Below are 16,521 nucleotides of genomic sequence, written 5' to 3'. Positions count from 1 at the left end.
GTAATTGAATGATGCTAATTGCCCGTGAACCCTTGCCCAACCAGGTTTTATAAGACCACTGTTCCAGGTGGTTCACATCAAAGCAAAAGGAATGTTCTTACCGGGCAGTCAAGACTGCCGAGTAAAAACCATTTACCGTTTTTCAGCATTTTTCCTTTTTTATTTAAGGCTTTGCCGAACTAAGATATCTTATTATGAATTCCCTTTTTTCGGGAAATCACGCGCACCTTTGATATTTTACCAAAGGGGCAATACGATGTCAATTCATTTTTGGTGACCCTACCATTTAACGACGGATGCCGGTAAGGGTGAAAAACATCTTCATTTTTCACCCCTCGTGGCTAATCCTCACATTAAACACAGGCTGGCTTTACAGATTTACCGACGTGAAAGCGCACCTTCGGGTTCTTCCGCGGTTTCTGTTTCACTTTTTTCGCCGTTGTCCGCTTTGAGCGAACGATAGCGTTGCATGCCTGTTCCTGCCGGAACGAGTTTTCCGAGAATCACGTTTTCTTTTAAGCCGAGCAACGCGTCTGACCTCCCTTTGATCGCCGCATCCGTAAGAACACGGGTTGTTTCCTGGAAGGATGCCGCCGATAAGAAAGAGTCCGTCTCTAGGGAAGCTTTTGTGATCCCCAGAATAACAGGCGTACCGACTGCCGGGCGCTGATTGTTACGAAGTACATCTTTGTTAACATCATTGAAGTGGTTCACTTCCACCAATGTGCCAGGCAGTACATCCGTATCCCCCGAGTCATTCACGCGGATTTTACGGAGCATCTGCCGAACCATGACTTCTACGTGTTTATCGCCAATTTCCACGCCCTGCATGCGATAGACCTTCTGAACTTCCTTGAGCAAGTATTCTTTTACTTCCTTGATGCCGGTCACTTTCAGCAATTCTTTCGGATCAATCGAACCTTCCGTGAGCGCTTGGCCGGCTTCAACACGATCTCCTTCAGCCACACGCAACCGTGCACCGTATGCTGTTGTATAAGATTTCGATTCAATTTCCCCGCTGATAATGATGTCTTTCTTATCACCCGCATCGTGAATCTCACTTACCGTACCCTCAAGTTCGGTAATAAGCGCCTGCCCTTTCGGATTACGGGCCTCAAAGAGTTCTTGAATACGCGGGAGACCTTGGGTAATATCATCGCCGGCCACCCCGCCGGTGTGGAACGTACGCATCGTTAACTGTGTCCCCGGCTCACCGATAGACTGCGCGGAGATAATACCAACCGCTTCTCCAACCTCAACATCGCTGCCGGTCGCCAAATTACGACCATAGCATTTTTTGCAAACGCCACGGGCAGTGTCACAGGCAAAGACAGAACGGATCGTTACCTTTTCAATACCGGCATCGACAATCGCCTTCGCGGTGTCTTCAGTGATCAGGTCATTTTTTTGCACAAGTGTATCTCCGCTGTCAGGGTGGGCGACCGTTTGAAACGCTACGCGCCCCACAAGCCGGTCGTGTAGATCTTCGATAATCTCCGTCCCTTCTCGCAATGTCTCAACCGAGAGACCGCGATCTGTTCCGCAGTCGTCTTCACGAACAATGACATCTTGAGCAACATCAACGAGGCGGCGGGTCAAGTAACCGGAATCAGCGGTTTTCAACGCTGTGTCTGCCAGACCTTTACGCGCACCATGGGTGGATATAAAATACTCCAATACCGTAAGCCCTTCCCGGAAACTAGACTTAATAGGGAGCTCGATGATTTGTCCGGACGGATTAGCCATCAACCCACGCATTCCGGCTAACTGTGTGAAGTTAGAAGCGTTCCCGCGAGAACCGGAGTCACTCATCATATAGATCGGATTCGCCGTGTCCAGTGTTTTCATCAGACGCTCTTGAATCGTCTCTTTTGCTTCGCTCCAAATGGAGATGACCTTGTCGTATCTTTCATCGTCTGTGATCAAACCGCGTCTAAACTGCTTCATCACACGATTGACCTTCTCCTCGGCGTCATCAAGTATCTTTTTCTTTTCGGGAAGAACAACCACATCGGAAATCCCAACTGTAATCCCGGCTTTTGTTGAGTAGTAGAAACCAAGATCTTTCATGCTATCCAACATTCGTGAGGTTTCCGTAACCTGGAATTTCTTAAATACTTCAGCGATGATATCGCCGAGAAAACCTTTTTTAAATGAGGAAACAAGTTCCATTTCCGCTAGTGTACTTTTTATATCCGTTCCTTTCGGAACAAAGTATTTTTCCGGTGTTTCGTTTTCCAAATTGCCGGCAGAGGGTTCATTAATATACGGAAAGCTGCTTGGTAAAATTTCATTGAATATCAATTTCCCGATCGACGTCAACAACAATTGATCTTTCACTTTTTCAGGGAACCTACTGCTTTTCATCGAAGAAACCGAAACAGCCACGCGTGTATGCAGATGCACAAAGCCATTTTGGTACGCCGTAACCGCTTCGTTGCTGTCTTTGAACACAGCACCCTCACCCGCGGCATTTTCACGCTCGGAGGTAAGGTAATAGTTACCGAGCACCATATCCTGTGAAGGTGTAACGACCGGGTTTCCGTCCTTTGGATTTAGGATGTTTTGCGCAGACATCATCAGAACCCGGGCTTCCGCTTGCGCTTCTGCCGATAGCGGCACGTGAACCGCCATTTGGTCTCCGTCAAAGTCCGCGTTGTAAGCCGTACAAACGAGCGGATGCAGACGGATGGCGCGACCTTCAACGAGTACCGGCTCAAACGCCTGGATCCCCAACCTGTGTAGCGTTGGTGCACGGTTTAGCAATACCGGATGTTCTTTGATCACATCCTCAAGGACATCCCATATTTCCGGTTGGACACGATCGACCTTCCGTTTAGCACTTTTGATGTTATGTGCCGATCCATTTGCCACCAACTCTTTCATGACAAATGGCTTAAACAATTCCAACGCCATTTCTTTCGGCAACCCACACTGATACATTTTCAAGCTCGGACCAACGACGATAACTGAACGACCGGAGTAGTCAACCCGCTTCCCGAGAAGGTTTTGCCGGAATCTTCCCTGTTTCCCTTTGAGCATGTGGGAAAGTGATTTTAACGGGCGATTTCCCGGACCGGTGATCGGCCGACCACGCCTTCCGTTATCAATAAGCGCGTCAACAGCTTCCTGGAGCATGCGTTTTTCGTTTTGAACAATGATGCTTGGCGCACCGAGATCCAATAAACGCTTTAAACGATTATTTCGGTTAATTACCCGACGGTACAAATCATTCAAGTCAGAAGTGGCGAACCGTCCACCATCCAGCTGAACCATCGGGCGTAATTCCGGTGGAATGATAGGGAGAACGTCCATGATCATCCATGCCGGGTGATTGCCTGAATGACGGAAAGCCTCCAGCACTTCCAAACGTTTGATGGCACGTGTGCGACGTTGTCCTTGTGCCGTTTCAAGTTCATCTCGCAACGCTTTTACTTCTTGCTCCAGATTTAAATCGGATAAAATCTTGCGAATCGCTTCCGCGCCCATTTGCGCAGTGAAAGAACGCCCATATTTATCATAATACGAGCGGTATTCTTTTTCGGAAAGCAACTGCTTATATTCAAGCGGTGTATCACCGGTTTCCGTAACAACATACGAAGCGAAATAGATAACTTCTTCGAGGGAGCGAGGAGACATATCGAGCACCAGCCCCATCCGACTCGGAATACCTTTAAAATACCAAATGTGTGATACCGGAGCTGCCAGTTCAATATGACCCATACGCTCACGGCGAACTTTCGCCCGTGTTACTTCAACCCCGCATCGGTCACAGACAACCCCTTTATAACGGACCCGTTTATATTTTCCGCAATGGCATTCCCAGTCCTTTTGCGGACCGAAAATACGCTCACAAAACAAGCCATCTTTCTCCGGTTTCAATGTCCGGTAGTTGATGGTTTCGGGTTTTTTCACTTCTCCTCTCGACCAATTACGAATCTTATCGGAAGAAGCAAGGCCTACTTTCATGTATTCAAAATTATTGACATCTATCAAAGGGTGGTCCCTCCCTTTCTTGGCGCACGAATTGTCATTAGAAAACTTGGCTTTTCGCCAAGCTTTTATGGCGAAAGCCTTAGTTGCACGAATCGGGGTGTTCGTCACCCGCTTTTCCGGAAATCAGACATCGGAAGACCTTGAAAAAGTCTTTTCCGCCCTCTGGCCTCTGACTCCCGTCTAAGAGGCACGGATGACAAGGGTGAAGAACACCATATTTTTAAGGCGGTGCCCTTCACCTGTCTCTTTTACATCTTTAAGCGTTCTCTGTAGACTCCAATTTCAGGTTCATTTTCTCACTCGACTGGTCTTCTTCATCATCCAGCTCTTTCATTTCAATCTCTTCTTCATTACTGGAGAGCATTTTTACGTCCATGCCAAGGCTCTGGAGTTCTTTAATCAGCACTTTGAACGATTCCGGAACGCCTGGTTCCGGTACATTCTCGCCTTTAACGATAGACTCATACGTTTTAACACGGCCAATCGTATCGTCAGACTTTACCGTTAGGATTTCTTGCAACGTATATGCAGCACCGTAGGCCTCAAGTGCCCAAACTTCCATCTCGCCAAATCGCTGGCCGCCAAATTGCGCTTTACCGCCCAACGGTTGTTGCGTAACCAATGAATAGGGACCAGTGGAACGGGCATGAAGTTTGTCATCCACCATATGCGCCAGCTTAATCATATACATGACACCGACAGACACACGATTATCATAAGCCTCACCACTGCGCCCGTCATATAAAACCGTTTTGCCGTCGCCGGCTATCCCTGCTTCTTCGAGCGATTCTTGGACATCTTCTTCGCGGGCACCATCAAAGACCGGCGTAGCAACATGAATGCCAAGTTCGCGCGCAGACATGCCCAAATGCATTTCCAGCACTTGTCCGATATTCATTCGCGAAGGCACCCCTAGAGGGTTTAACATCATGTCTACCGGTGTGCCGTCCGGCATGAAAGGCATATCTTCCTCTGGTAAAATCCGAGAAATAACGCCTTTGTTTCCGTGTCGCCCAGCCATTTTATCGCCTTCGTGAATCTTTCGCTTTTGCACGATATACACACGAACAAGCTGGTTAACACCCGGCGGAAGCTCATCGCCATCTTCACGGTTAAAAATCTTGACATCGAGCACAATGCCGTCCCCGCCGTGGGGTGCTTTTAACGAAGTATCGCGCACTTCACGCGCTTTTTCACCGAAGATGGCATGAAGCAAGCGTTCCTCGGCCGTGAGTTCGGTCATCCCTTTCGGTGTCACTTTGCCGACGAGGATATCTCCGTCTTTAATTTCGGCACCGACACGGATAATGCCCCGATCATCAAGGTTTCGCAAAGCATCCTCTCCGACGTTCGGGATATCGCGGGTGATCTCTTCCGGGCCGAGCTTCGTATCACGCGCTTCCGATTCATACTCTTCGATATGAATGGAGGTGAATACATCATCTTTTACAAGCCGCTCACTGAGAATGATGGCATCCTCATAGTTGTATCCTTCCCAAGTCATAAAGGCAAGAAGCACATTTCGGCCGATCGCCATTTCCCCTTTATCCATCGAAGGTCCGTCGGCCAACACTTCTCCTTTTTCTATAACATCGCCGCCTTCTACAATCGGACGTTGATTATAGCTCGTGCCTTGATTGGAACGGATGAACTTGGACATTCTATATACATCTTCATCGGTTTCAACTTCGTTTCCGTCTACTTCCTCAAGGCGACGCATCCGGATTTCCCTTGCTGTCACACGTTTAACAATCCCACGGTGGGCGGCAGTGATGGCCGCACCGGAATCCTTTGCGGAAACATATTCCATCCCTGTTCCAACGACAGGGGCCTCAGGCTCGAGCAACGGAACGGCTTGACGCTGCATATTCGCCCCCATCAACGCACGGTTGGAATCATCGTTTTCCAGAAATGGGATGGATGCTGTTGCAGCCGACACAACTTGTTTAGGGGAAACATCCATATAATCAATGCGATCTTTCGACACGATCGTATTTTCTTCGCGGAAACGAGCAATGATATGGTCATCGACGAACATGCCGTCATCATTTAGACTCGCGTTCGCCTGAGCCACAACGTAGTTCAATTCTTCATCGGCCGTCAAATAGTCCACGCGATCGGAGACAACCCCTGTTTCCGGGTCGACCCGTCGATAAGGCGTCTCCATAAACCCAAATTTGTTGACTTTTGCATACGAGGACAAGGAGTTGATCAAACCGATATTCGGACCCTCAGGCGTTTCAATCGGACACATGCGTCCATAGTGAGAATAGTGAACGTCTCGAACTTCCATACCGGCCCGTTCTCTCGTTAAACCTCCGGGACCGAGTGCAGATAAACGACGCTTATGGGTCAATTCGGCAAGCGGGTTCGTTTGATCCATAAATTGCGAGAGCTGAGAGCTTCCGAAAAACTCTTTGATAGAAGCAATGACCGGACGAATGTTAATGAGCCCTTGCGGCGTTATTTGGCTCGGGTCTTGAATAGACATACGTTCACGCACGACACGCTCCATTCGAGATAGACCAATGCGGAACTGATTTTGTAACAATTCACCGACCGAGCGCAAACGACGATTTCCGAGGTGATCAATATCATCCGTGCCGCCGACACCATGAAGCAAATTGAAAAAATAGCTGATGGAAGCGACGATGTCTTCAGGTGTAATGTTTTTGATTCCGGAATCCAAGGTCCCGTTGCTAATCACTTCAATCGTCTGCTCGCCATCCGGATCGTTGGGAGCATAAACTTTAATCGATTGAACGGTCACTTCGCTCTCCTCGTCAACAATGCCCCCGGCAATCCTGAAGGAGGTAAACCCGAGACCATCTTCCAGATAAGGCAGCAAACGGTCAAGCACACGCCTGTCAATAAGCGTTCCTTCTTCCGCAAGAATTTCTCCGGTTTCCGGATCCGCAAGGGTCTCTGCCAAAACTTGATTAAAAAGACGCTCTTTAATATGCAATTTCTTATTGATTTTATAGCGCCCTACATTCGCTAAATCATATCGTCTCGGATCAAAAAAGCGAGATTCAAGCAAGCTGCGGGCATTGTCTACCGTCGGCGGCTCGCCGGGACGGAGACGCTCATAGATTTCCAACAGCGCTTTTTCCGTGTCATCCGTATTGTCTTTTTCCAAAGCATTGCGCAGATACTCATTTTCTCCTATTAAATCAACGATCTCTTGGTCTGACCCGAAGCCAAGTGCCCTTAATAAGACGGTTATGGGAATTTTTCGGGTGCGATCGATCCGTACGTAGGTAATATCTTTCGCATCCGTTTCAAATTCAAGCCAGGCTCCGCGATTTGGGATGACGGTAGCAGTAAAACCTCTTTTCCCATTTTTATCGAATTTTTGATTGTAATAAACACTGGGAGAACGAACAAGCTGGGAAACGATCACGCGTTCAGCCCCGTTTATAATAAATGTTCCGGTATCGGTCATGAGCGGGAAGTCACCCATAAATACTTCCTGTTCCTTCACCTCACCGGTTTCCTGGTTCATGAGACGGACCTTCACACGTAATGGAGCAGAATACGTGACATCCCGCTCTTTAGAATCTTCGACGGAATACTTCGGCTCGCCAAGACTATAGTCGATAAATTCCAAGACGAGATTGCCAGTAAAATCTTCTATAGGGGAGATGTCCTGAAACATGACTCGCATCCCCTCATCGAGAAACCACTGATAGGAAGATGTTTGAATCTCAATGAGATTGGGTAGCTCAAGTACCTCGCTAATTCTTGCGTAGCTTCTTCGCTGGCGATGACGTCCATACTGAATAAGTTGACCTGTCAACGAATTCACCCCTCAAAATCCGTATATTGTTTAGCATCCTTCAGGCCCCCGGCACGGCCCATGCTATGGAAGAAAAAAGATCATTCTTTATAAATCCGACTTCCGCCAAAAATAGCGATCGGCTAATTTTTAAAAGAATGATGCCGTCAGTTATATACAAGGGGGGCAACACGTAGTACAATGAATATAACCCAAAATCGTTTCGGGTCGTTTTTTTCGGATTATACTAGTGTTCCCAAACCCAATAACCTTTATACGAGTAAATGAAAAGAAAAACGATACGATTCATATAGTTATACGCATTATATGATAGTACCATAAAGAAAGTAGAAGGTCAACCATTTTTTGTGATGCGTGAATTTATCCCCTCTAACTTCAAGAATTATCCCTCTGCCTTATAAACGACATACCCTTTTTCTTTCTTCACTTCAACGACTTCTTTGTATAATTCTTGAAGTTTTCGTTTTGTTGTTGGCGCCCCTTGTTTTTTTCGGATCACAACCCAGAGCGCACCCCCGGCAACAGATAATCCCGAGCCTCCGAATAAATAGCATGCACCGTCGCTTTCCCTGCCCGAATCGGTGGATTCGTCATAATTGCCGAAAATCGTTCTTCACTCCCCACACCCGAGAAACGGTCTCCCGAAACAACTTTCACTCCATTTGCATCATTATGCGTAATATTTTCCCGCGCGAGCATTACCGCCCGCTCATTCACATCACTCATCACTACGCGGCGTTCTGTAGATGCCGCGAGAATAATGCCGATCGGCCCATATCCACACCCCATATCCAGCAACGGACCGGGAATATCAGGTTCGATAAATGTCTCAATCAAGAAACGACTCCCAAAGTCCAGCCCTTCTTTTGAAAAAACGCCGTTATCAACAACGAAAGAAAACGAGCGACCCTCAATTTCAGTGGAAAAATATCGCCGTTCACTTGGCGTTTCCGGATGTTGGCTATAGTAATGTTGCGACAACAACTTCCACCTCCTAACGGGGGAGAAAAAGCTTCCCTGCACATGTGCAGGGAAGCTTTTCGCTTACAATGCTTTATTTTAATTCAACTTCTGCGCCCGCTTCTTCAAGCTGGCTCTTCATGTCTTCGGCGTCTTCCTTGCTCACGCTTTCTTTAATTGTTTCCGGAGCACCGTCCACAAGCGCTTTTGCTTCTTTAAGGCCAAGATCTGCTATGCCGCGCACAACTTTGATGACATTAATTTTGGAAGAACCTGCGCTATTTAACACGACATTAAATTCCGTTTGTTCTTCTTCGGCAGCTTCTCCGCCACCGTCGGCAGCGCCGACAGCGACCGGTGCTGCTGCAGTTACTCCGAATTCTTCTTCGATGGCTTTGACAAGATCGTTCAACTCAAGAACGGTCATGCCTTTAATTTCTTCAATGATTTGTTCTTTTGCCATTGTGATATCCTCCTTAAGGAATATAATTTAGGACGCGTCTTCGTTTTCCTCTTTTTGGTCAGCCACTGCTTTGGAAGCAAGGGCGAAGTTGCGAAGCGGCGCTTGCAAGACACTGAGCAACATGGACATAAGTCCGTCGTAAGAAGGGAGCTCGGCGAGTTGTTTAATGTCTTCAACAGCCGTTACCTCTCCCTGGATGATGCCTGTCTTGATCTCAAGTGCTTCATTTTCTTTCGAGAAGTTATGCAAAACTTTCGCGGCTGCCACCGCATCCGTACGGCTCGTAGCAATTGCCGTCGGCCCGACGAGATGCTCATCAACGTCGGTGTAGTTCGTTTCTTCTGTCGCGCGGCGTGTCATTGTATTTTTATATACCTTAAAATCTACGTCCGCTTCACGAAGCTTGCTGCGAAGTTCCGTTGCTTGAGCGACATTGAGCCCGCGGTAATCGACGAAAATAATCGATTCGCTGTTTGCAAGCTTTTCGGCAATTTCTTGTACGACCGCTTGTTTTTGTTCGAGCACAGTGCTCATCATTCCACCTCCTATTGTATTTGGATCAATCACGCGGAACGGGTTTAAGCGTCTCTGCAACTTTAGAAAACTTGACTTTCCGCCAAGCTTTTATGGCGAAATTAGTTGCACTTATGCAGATAAGAAAGTTGATGTATACTTTTTTATCAGCTAAAAAAGACCTCTTTACGCCGCGTTTTCGTAGACATAAAAAGGTCTTCTCATTTCGAACAGCCCGAACCGGCTTGCTCGCTATGATGTAGAACGAAACCTCGGCAGGAAATTAAGCACAAAACGTGCACCCGCTGTCTACGGTTGATGCTTTTTTCATTTACCAATGTTGATTATAGGCAGGTCCGACACGAATGTCAAACACTAATTCCGCTTGTCGTTACCTTTACCCCCGGTCCCATGGAAGAAGCGACCGAAATATTCCGCATATAGACGCCTTTGGCGGCGGATGGTTTTGCCTTTGCAAGCGTGTCGATAACCGTATTAAGATTCTCGTTCAACTGTTGCGCATCGAAAGATACTTTTCCGATCGGCACATGAACATTTCCCGCTTTCTCCACACGATACTCGACTTTACCTGCTTTAATTTCGTTCACCGCTTGAGCAACATCCATCGTTACTGTCCCTGTTTTCGGGTTCGGCATTAAGCCGCGAGGGCCGAGCACGCGCCCGAGTTTACCAACCTGAGCCATCATATCGGGTGTCGCTACGACGACATCAAAATCCAACCAACCTTGCTGGATACGGTTGACAAGCTCTTCCTCACCGACAATATCTGCGCCGGCTTCCTCTGCTTCTTTCGCTTTGTCGCCTTTCGCAAATACAAGTACACGTTTTGTTTTTCCTGTTCCGTGAGGGAGAACAACGGCACCGCGGATTTGCTGATCTGCTTTACGTGGATCAACACCGAGGCGAACCGCAACTTCTACCGTCTCGTCAAAATTCGCGGGAGCTACTTTTTGCACGAGCTCCAATGCCTCGACGGAGGCATAGTTGCGTGACGTATCTACTTGCTTTTGTGCATCTATAAATTTTTTCCCTTGTTTTTTAGGCATTTCATTTCAACTCCTCTATTGTGGTTTTAACGGTTTTACCTCCCACGTAGGACCATACTCCGGCTTTGGCAAATCCGAGAATATGGTCTAACCTTCAACCGTAATGCCCATGCTTCGCGCAGTTCCTTCTATCATTCGGATAGCTGCTTCTGTGCTCTCGGCATTGAGATCCTCCATTTTCGCTTCCGCAATTTCGCGAACTTTATCGGCGCTCACACTGCCAACTTTCGTCTTATGCGGTTCACCGGATCCGCCTTTTACACCTGCGGCTTCTTTTAGCAAAACCGGAGCGGGCGGCGTTTTGGTTATAAATGTAAAGGAGCGATCTTCATAAACGCTAATCTCGACAGGAATAACCGTCCCTGCCTGTTCTTGGGTACGAGCATTGAATTCTTTACAAAAACCCATGATGTTAATACCAGCCTGACCGAGTGCAGGACCGACTGGCGGTGCCGGGTTGGCTTTCCCTGCAGGAATTTGAAGCTTTACGACTTTCTCTACCTTTCTAGCCACGCGACACACCTCCTTCATTCGTATTGTGGTGTTTCGGGCACAATTGCCCTCCCACTTATCGCTTCTTCATGGAAGCAAACAAAATAAATCGTATCATCTAAGAAGATAAACCGCAAGCATTTTAAACATGACGTTCACAACTCTTCTCTTACGGTTACACTTTTTCCACTTGATTAAAGTCTAGCTCTACAGGTGTTTCACGCCCAAACATATTGACATGTACCTTAAGCTTTTGTTGTTCACCGTTGATTTCTTCCACAGTGCCTGTGAAATCGGTGAACGGACCATCTTTCACTTTAACCGACTCTTTCAATTGAAGGTCAATTTCCATTTTCGGTGTATCTTCGCCCATTTTCCGCAAAATGTCATCCACTTCGTCCGGCAAAAGTGCATTGGGTTTTGAACCTGCTCCGGGTGAGCCGACAAAACCGGTGACCCCCGGGGTATTTCGGACCACATACCAAGAATCATCGGTCATAATCATTTCCACGATGACATATCCCGGAAATGTTTTTTTGGTGACGGTCTTCGTCTTTCCATCTTTCGTTTCCTTCTCCTCGTCCATCGGAACAAGCACCCTGAAGATCTTGTCCAACATCTCCATGGACGCCACACGCTTTTCCAGGTTAATTTTCACCCTGTTTTCATATCCGGAATACGTGTGTACCACATACCAGTTTTTCTCCATAATTAACGGACCGGTTAATTGATCCCTTTCCTCCTTCCGTAAATACCCGATCATCAAAGATATCTCTTAAGCGAGGAATGTTTCCACGAGATAAGATATCCCCGAGTCTACAAGTGTAAAAAAGATCGTAACAAAGATGAGTGTAACCAGCACCGTTCGCGTATACTTGTAAAGCTCTCCCGGTGTTGGCCAAGTGACACGCTTCATTTCTATTCCTACTTCACGCAGGAACTTAACACTTTTCTTAAAAATTACGAGCCCCTCCCCTGTTATTGGCCTCGAAAAAATCTTTACTAGAAAACTTGGCTTTTCGCCAAGCTTTTGTGGCGAAAACCTAAGTTGCACTTATGCAGATAAGAAAGTCGGTTTATACTTTCTTACCTGCAAACATAAAAAAACAACCGCTCCCGGTGTGTTTTCAACTCAAGCCTCTCTATTTGTATAAGTATTGAATCCCGGTTAGCTGCAAATTATGCCATAAACTGTACCATAGCAGGCTCCCACTGTCAATCAGAGGACATTTCGTACAATAGCCGCAGACCGAAAAACTTGAGCACGAATCGACGGCTGGCCATCAAACCCGCGCTCACTCGGTGGTGTGTACAAATCCTCGAAAACAGTCGAAAATTCTGTCTTTTTGTCAAAATAGAATTTTCTTCCCGAGTGTGAATTTTTCAAGTTTCCTTTTTATCCGTTGCAATGCATTGTCAATCGATTTTTCATGTGCATTTGCAACAACAGAAATTTCCTGATAGGAATGGCCATTCAAATAAAGATGAAGCACTTTTTGTTCCAATTCACTTAGTAATTCGGTAATTTTGTGTTCAACATCTTTCCAGTCTTCTCGATTAATCAGCACTTCCTCAGGGTTTGTAACAATCGTGCCGCAAATCACATCCATCAACGTACGATCCGATTCTTCATCATAAATTGGCTTGTCCAACGATATATATGAGTTTAAAGGAAAGTGTTTTTGACGGGTAGCGGCTTTGACCGCAGTAATGATTTGGCGTGTAACACAAAGTTCCGCAAAAGCACGAAAAGAGGAAGTTTTGTTTCCCTTAAAATCACGAATGGCCTTAAAAAGACCAATCATCCCTTCCTGCACAATATCTTCGTGGTCAGCCCCTAAAAGAAAATAAGATCGGGATTTTATACGGACAAAGTTTTTGTACTTGTGAATCAATTGTTCCAACGCAGCGGAGTCTCCCTGATGTACATTTTTTATAAGCCGCTCGTCCTCTGTCTCCTCAACGATTCGCTGTTTCTTCTCTATGAAGTGTATATTCACAACCATCCCTCGCCCTCGCCTTCTATGCATCTTTAATCCCGGGGTATGAGCCACAGGTCATGGTGATCGACCGGCCGGAGTTGCGGGATTTTTTCCATTGATGGAAGTCTCTGTATCTAGTAGTATAAAGAGCACAATACGGCAAGTCAATCACTTATTGATTATTTCGACGCCACTTTTCAAAATATTCAGCGACCTCTTTAGATATGACACGATTCCCATAGTCGTTTACTTTTTTCACCCGCGAGACCCGTTCGGCGACATGTTGTTCAACATCATTCATTTGTATTCTTAACTCACGGGCAGACGTGCGAAGAGCGCCACTTCCAAATGTCACTGACTGCTCCACATAATCCGAAGTGGCGACATAGACTTGTGTTTCGACATTTTTCAGTTTACTTACGAGTTTTTCAATACGCTCATCCGCGGTTTCCCGCTCGCGGGTATAGACGACCTCTACACGGTGGTGTTTATTTTTGCTCCCCGTACCCGGCACCATATGGGCATCGAAAACAATAATCACGCTCCTCCCTGTCACGGCTTGATACTCTGCCATTTTTCCAATGAGCAAATCCCGCGCTTCTATGAGCGAATATTTCTTGATATGTTTTAATTCCGGCCAATCTCCGATGATGTTATAACCGTCGACGAGCACGATCTCTTTCTTCACGTTGCACCTCCCAATGGATGACGTTTCCGCTGCACTTCATACATCAGGAGACTGCACGACACGGCGGCATTCAAGGAAGAAACTGCACCCGACATCGGAATCCGATATAAAAAATCGCAGGATTCTCTCACGAGACGACTCATTCCTTTTCCTTCACTGCCAATGACCAAAACAACAGGCATGTCCCCATCCAGTTCACGGTAGTCGGCTTCCGCATCGGCATCCGTTCCGACCACCCAAAACCCTTCCTTTTTCAAATGTTCCATCGTCCGCACGAGATTTGTCACTTTTACGACCGGGACATGTTCAATAGCACCCGTAGACGCCTTTGCTACCGCACCGGTGAGGCCGCTTGCCCCATGCTTGGGGATGATGACTCCGTCAGCGCCTGCTGCATCCGCACTGCGCAATATCGTTCCTAAATTTTGCGGGTCCTCAATGCCATCCAATAGAATAAAAAAAGGCGCTTGTCCTTTTTGGTTCGCACGATCAAACAGCGCGTCCATATCCGCATAGGCATAAGCCGAAACCGAAGCTGCAATGCCTTGATGATTTTGAACGCCGGTCAACTGGTCTATTTTTTTTCGAGGCACATACTTGATGACAATGTTTCTTTCTCTTGCTTTGGAGACCAGCCCCTGTATAGCCCCTTTCTTAACTCCTTGTGCCACCCAAATTTTCTGAACGGATGCAGAAGAATGAAGCGCTTCGAGGACAGGGTTGCGGCCGGTTAACCACTCATTCTCGTTCATCGCCACTCTCCTCCTCCCAAGTGCTTTGCATTTCCGACAATAAACTCTTTAACCGTTCATGACGACCGCAAAGGTGCAGATAGCCAATCAGAGCTTCAAAGCCGGTACTGTATCGATACGTAAACGCATCGGTATTTTTCGGGATGCTTCCCGATTTTGCATTGCGGCCGCGGCGGACGATAATCTCCTCATCCGCGTTCAACCGTTGATTCTCCAACCAACGATGCAAGTGTTTGGCCTGTGCATTCGCGCTCACGTAAGACGTCGTTTTCTGATGGAGCTGTTGGGCACGCGTATACCCTGCCTGCAAAAAATGGGTGCGTGTATACAACTCGTAGACAGCATCCCCGATATACGCGAGTGCCAGACCATTTAACTGGGCAGGATCAATGGCGTTCATGATTTCGACACTCGCTTCCAACGCGTGCCTTGCGGGGTGTCTTCAAGCTCGATACCCCTTACTTTTAACAAATCTCGAATACGGTCGGCTTCCTGAAAATTTTTATGTGTCCGCGCTTCTCTTCGTTGTTCGATATAATTTTCGATATCGTCGGGCAACAGCTCTTCTTCGACGGAAAAAGAAATACCTAGCACGTCTCCCCACTCCGCAAATGCATCCAGCATCTTTTGCAATACGTCTTTTGACGTATGAGGTTCTTGCAAATAGCGATTCCCTTCTTTTACGAAGTCAAATAAAACCGTCATCGCATTTCCCGTGTGGAAATCGTCGTCCATCTCTCTAATAAACCGATCCTTAAACTCCGCAACCTTTTTTAGCCACTGCTCGCTTCCGGCAAAATCCGCACTCGCGCGATAACGATGCCGCACATTTTCCAAAAACGTGCGGATCCTTGCCAATCCGGCCCCTGCGGCTTCCACCAACTCAGCATTAAAATTAAGTGGGTGCCGATAATGCGATTGCAAAATAAAGAAACGGACCACTTCGGGATCGTGTTGTTGGACCAAATCGTTGACGAGTACGAAATTACCGAGCGACTTGGACATCTTTTCATTGTCAATCTGAAGATAGCCGTTATGAAGCCAATAGTTCGCCATCGGCTCCTCCAGCAAAGACTCCGATTGCGCGATTTCATTTTCATGGTGGGGAAACATGAGATCTTGCCCACCGGCATGGATATCAATCGTGCTTCCCAAATATTTTTTTACCATCGCCGAGCATTCGATGTGCCAACCGGGTCGCCCTTGGCCCCAAGGACTGTCCCAGGACACTTCCCCGGCTTTTGCCTTTTTCCACAATACAAAATCCAAAGGATCCTGCTTTTGCTCGCCAATTTCGATGCGGGCACCCGCTTGAAGGTCGTCGGTGGATTGCCCCGACAACTTTCCATAATCGGGAAAAGCCTTCGTTTTAAAATAAACGTCTCCTTCGGCTTCATACGCGTATCCTTTATCAATGATTGCTTCGATGAAAGTGATAATATCAGCCATTGTCTCCGTTACACGCGGATAAACATCTGCCCGTTTCACCCCCAATGCCGATGTATCTTCATGGAACTGACGGATAAACCGCTCGGCCAGTGCAAAAACATCATCATCGGATTCTTTAGCGGCATCAATTATTTTGTCATCAACATCGGTAAAATTCGTGACATACTGCACATCATAGCCGCGGTAGATCAAATAGCGCCGGATCATGTCAAAAACGATCGAAGATCTGGCGTTTCCGATATGAATATAATTATAAACCGTCGGGCCGCAGACATACATCTTTACCTTTCCTTCTTCGAGAGGTTGAAAGGTTTCTTTTTGCCTCGTTAACGTGTTGTACATTTGTACAGCCATCGTTTT

Annotated in this window: 13 protein-coding genes, 1 pseudogene and 1 other annotated feature; all 14 genes and pseudogenes read right to left on the bottom strand. The window is 47.0% G+C overall.

All coding sequences use genetic code 11. The features are described 5' to 3' along the window. Positions 1–378 precede the first annotated feature (378 nt). Positions 379–3,996, bottom strand: coding sequence for a DNA-directed RNA polymerase subunit beta' (rpoC, locus tag HUG20_RS00765; RefSeq protein WP_200086895.1), 3,618 nt, complete (start codon positions 3,994–3,996; stop codon positions 379–381). A gap of 256 nt (positions 3,997–4,252) precedes the next feature. Next, positions 4,253–7,795, bottom strand: a complete 3,543-nt coding sequence (gene rpoB, locus HUG20_RS00760; RefSeq protein WP_200086893.1) for a DNA-directed RNA polymerase subunit beta — start codon at positions 7,793–7,795, stop codon at positions 4,253–4,255. Between the two features lie 382 nt (positions 7,796–8,177). After that, positions 8,178–8,776: pseudogene (locus HUG20_RS00755) on the bottom strand (class I SAM-dependent methyltransferase). A gap of 73 nt (positions 8,777–8,849) precedes the next feature. Beyond that, positions 8,850–9,218 (bottom strand): 50S ribosomal protein L7/L12, encoded by a 369-nt coding sequence (rplL, locus tag HUG20_RS00750; RefSeq protein WP_200086891.1) that lies wholly within the window; start codon positions 9,216–9,218, stop codon positions 8,850–8,852. A gap of 27 nt (positions 9,219–9,245) precedes the next feature. Next, positions 9,246–9,752, bottom strand: a complete 507-nt coding sequence (rplJ, locus tag HUG20_RS00745) for a 50S ribosomal protein L10 (protein ID WP_200086889.1) — start codon at positions 9,750–9,752, stop codon at positions 9,246–9,248. A gap of 143 nt (positions 9,753–9,895) precedes the next feature. Continuing rightward, positions 9,896–10,064, bottom strand: a sequence feature (ribosomal protein L10 leader region). A 35-nt stretch (positions 10,065–10,099) separates the two neighbouring features. After that, positions 10,100–10,798 (bottom strand): 50S ribosomal protein L1, encoded by a 699-nt coding sequence (rplA, locus tag HUG20_RS00740; RefSeq protein WP_200086887.1) that lies wholly within the window; start codon positions 10,796–10,798, stop codon positions 10,100–10,102. A gap of 87 nt (positions 10,799–10,885) precedes the next feature. After that, entirely contained in the window at positions 10,886–11,311 is a 426-nt protein-coding gene (gene rplK / locus HUG20_RS00735; RefSeq protein ID WP_200086885.1) for a 50S ribosomal protein L11, read from the bottom strand. A 154-nt stretch (positions 11,312–11,465) separates the two neighbouring features. After that, positions 11,466–11,999, bottom strand: a complete 534-nt coding sequence (gene nusG, locus HUG20_RS00730; protein ID WP_200090330.1) for a transcription termination/antitermination protein NusG — start codon at positions 11,997–11,999, stop codon at positions 11,466–11,468. Positions 12,000–12,065: 66 nt separating this feature from the next. Then, the gene (gene secE / locus HUG20_RS00725; RefSeq protein WP_425504083.1) at positions 12,066–12,344 is read right to left on the bottom strand and encodes a preprotein translocase subunit SecE; all 279 of its coding nucleotides are present in this window, start codon (positions 12,342–12,344) and stop codon (positions 12,066–12,068) included. A 295-nt stretch (positions 12,345–12,639) separates the two neighbouring features. Further along, positions 12,640–13,296 (bottom strand): RNA polymerase sporulation sigma factor SigH, encoded by a 657-nt coding sequence (sigH, locus tag HUG20_RS00720; RefSeq protein ID WP_200086881.1) that lies wholly within the window; start codon positions 13,294–13,296, stop codon positions 12,640–12,642. A gap of 148 nt (positions 13,297–13,444) precedes the next feature. Next, complete coding sequence (locus tag HUG20_RS00715) at positions 13,445–13,960, bottom strand: NYN domain-containing protein (RefSeq protein WP_200086879.1); 516 nt, start codon at positions 13,958–13,960, stop codon at positions 13,445–13,447. After that, positions 13,957–14,712, bottom strand: a complete 756-nt coding sequence (gene rlmB / locus HUG20_RS00710) for a 23S rRNA (guanosine(2251)-2'-O)-methyltransferase RlmB (protein ID WP_200086877.1) — start codon at positions 14,710–14,712, stop codon at positions 13,957–13,959. Before rlmB ends, HUG20_RS00715 begins: the two co-directional genes overlap by 4 nt. Then, the gene (locus HUG20_RS00705) at positions 14,699–15,112 is read right to left on the bottom strand and encodes a Mini-ribonuclease 3 (protein WP_200086875.1); all 414 of its coding nucleotides are present in this window, start codon (positions 15,110–15,112) and stop codon (positions 14,699–14,701) included. Before HUG20_RS00705 ends, rlmB begins: the two co-directional genes overlap by 14 nt. Continuing rightward, positions 15,109–16,515, bottom strand: a complete 1,407-nt coding sequence (gene cysS, locus HUG20_RS00700; protein WP_200086874.1) for a cysteine--tRNA ligase — start codon at positions 16,513–16,515, stop codon at positions 15,109–15,111. Before cysS ends, HUG20_RS00705 begins: the two co-directional genes overlap by 4 nt. Positions 16,516–16,521 lie beyond the last annotated feature (6 nt).

This window comes from Salicibibacter cibi (assembly GCF_016495865.1).
In the GTDB taxonomy this organism is placed as follows: Bacteria; Bacillota; Bacilli; order Bacillales; family Marinococcaceae; genus Salicibibacter; species Salicibibacter cibi.
Note: the sequence above shows the minus strand (reverse complement) of the source record. Positions and strands in the feature narration are given on the sequence as shown.

Bases quoted from the DNA above. Each gene is read 5' to 3' on its own strand.
- rplL (WP_200086891.1), bottom strand. From the start codon at position 9,218: ATGGCAAAAGAACAAATCATTGAAGAAATTAAAGGCATGACCGTTCTT.
- rplJ (WP_200086889.1), bottom strand. From the start codon at position 9,752: ATGAGCACTGTGCTCGAACAAAAACAAGCGGTCGTACAAGAAATTGCC.
- rplA (WP_200086887.1), bottom strand. From the start codon at position 10,798: ATGCCTAAAAAACAAGGGAAAAAATTTATAGATGCACAAAAGCAAGTA.
- nusG (WP_200090330.1), bottom strand. From the start codon at position 11,999: ATGGAGAAAAACTGGTATGTGGTACACACGTATTCCGGATATGAAAAC.
- sigH (WP_200086881.1), bottom strand. From the start codon at position 13,296: ATGGTTGTGAATATACACTTCATAGAGAAGAAACAGCGAATCGTTGAG.
- rlmB (WP_200086877.1), bottom strand. From the start codon at position 14,712: ATGAACGAGAATGAGTGGTTAACCGGCCGCAACCCTGTCCTCGAAGCG.
- HUG20_RS00705 (WP_200086875.1), bottom strand. From the start codon at position 15,112: ATGAACGCCATTGATCCTGCCCAGTTAAATGGTCTGGCACTCGCGTAT.
- cysS (WP_200086874.1), bottom strand. From the start codon at position 16,515: ATGGCTGTACAAATGTACAACACGTTAACGAGGCAAAAAGAAACCTTT.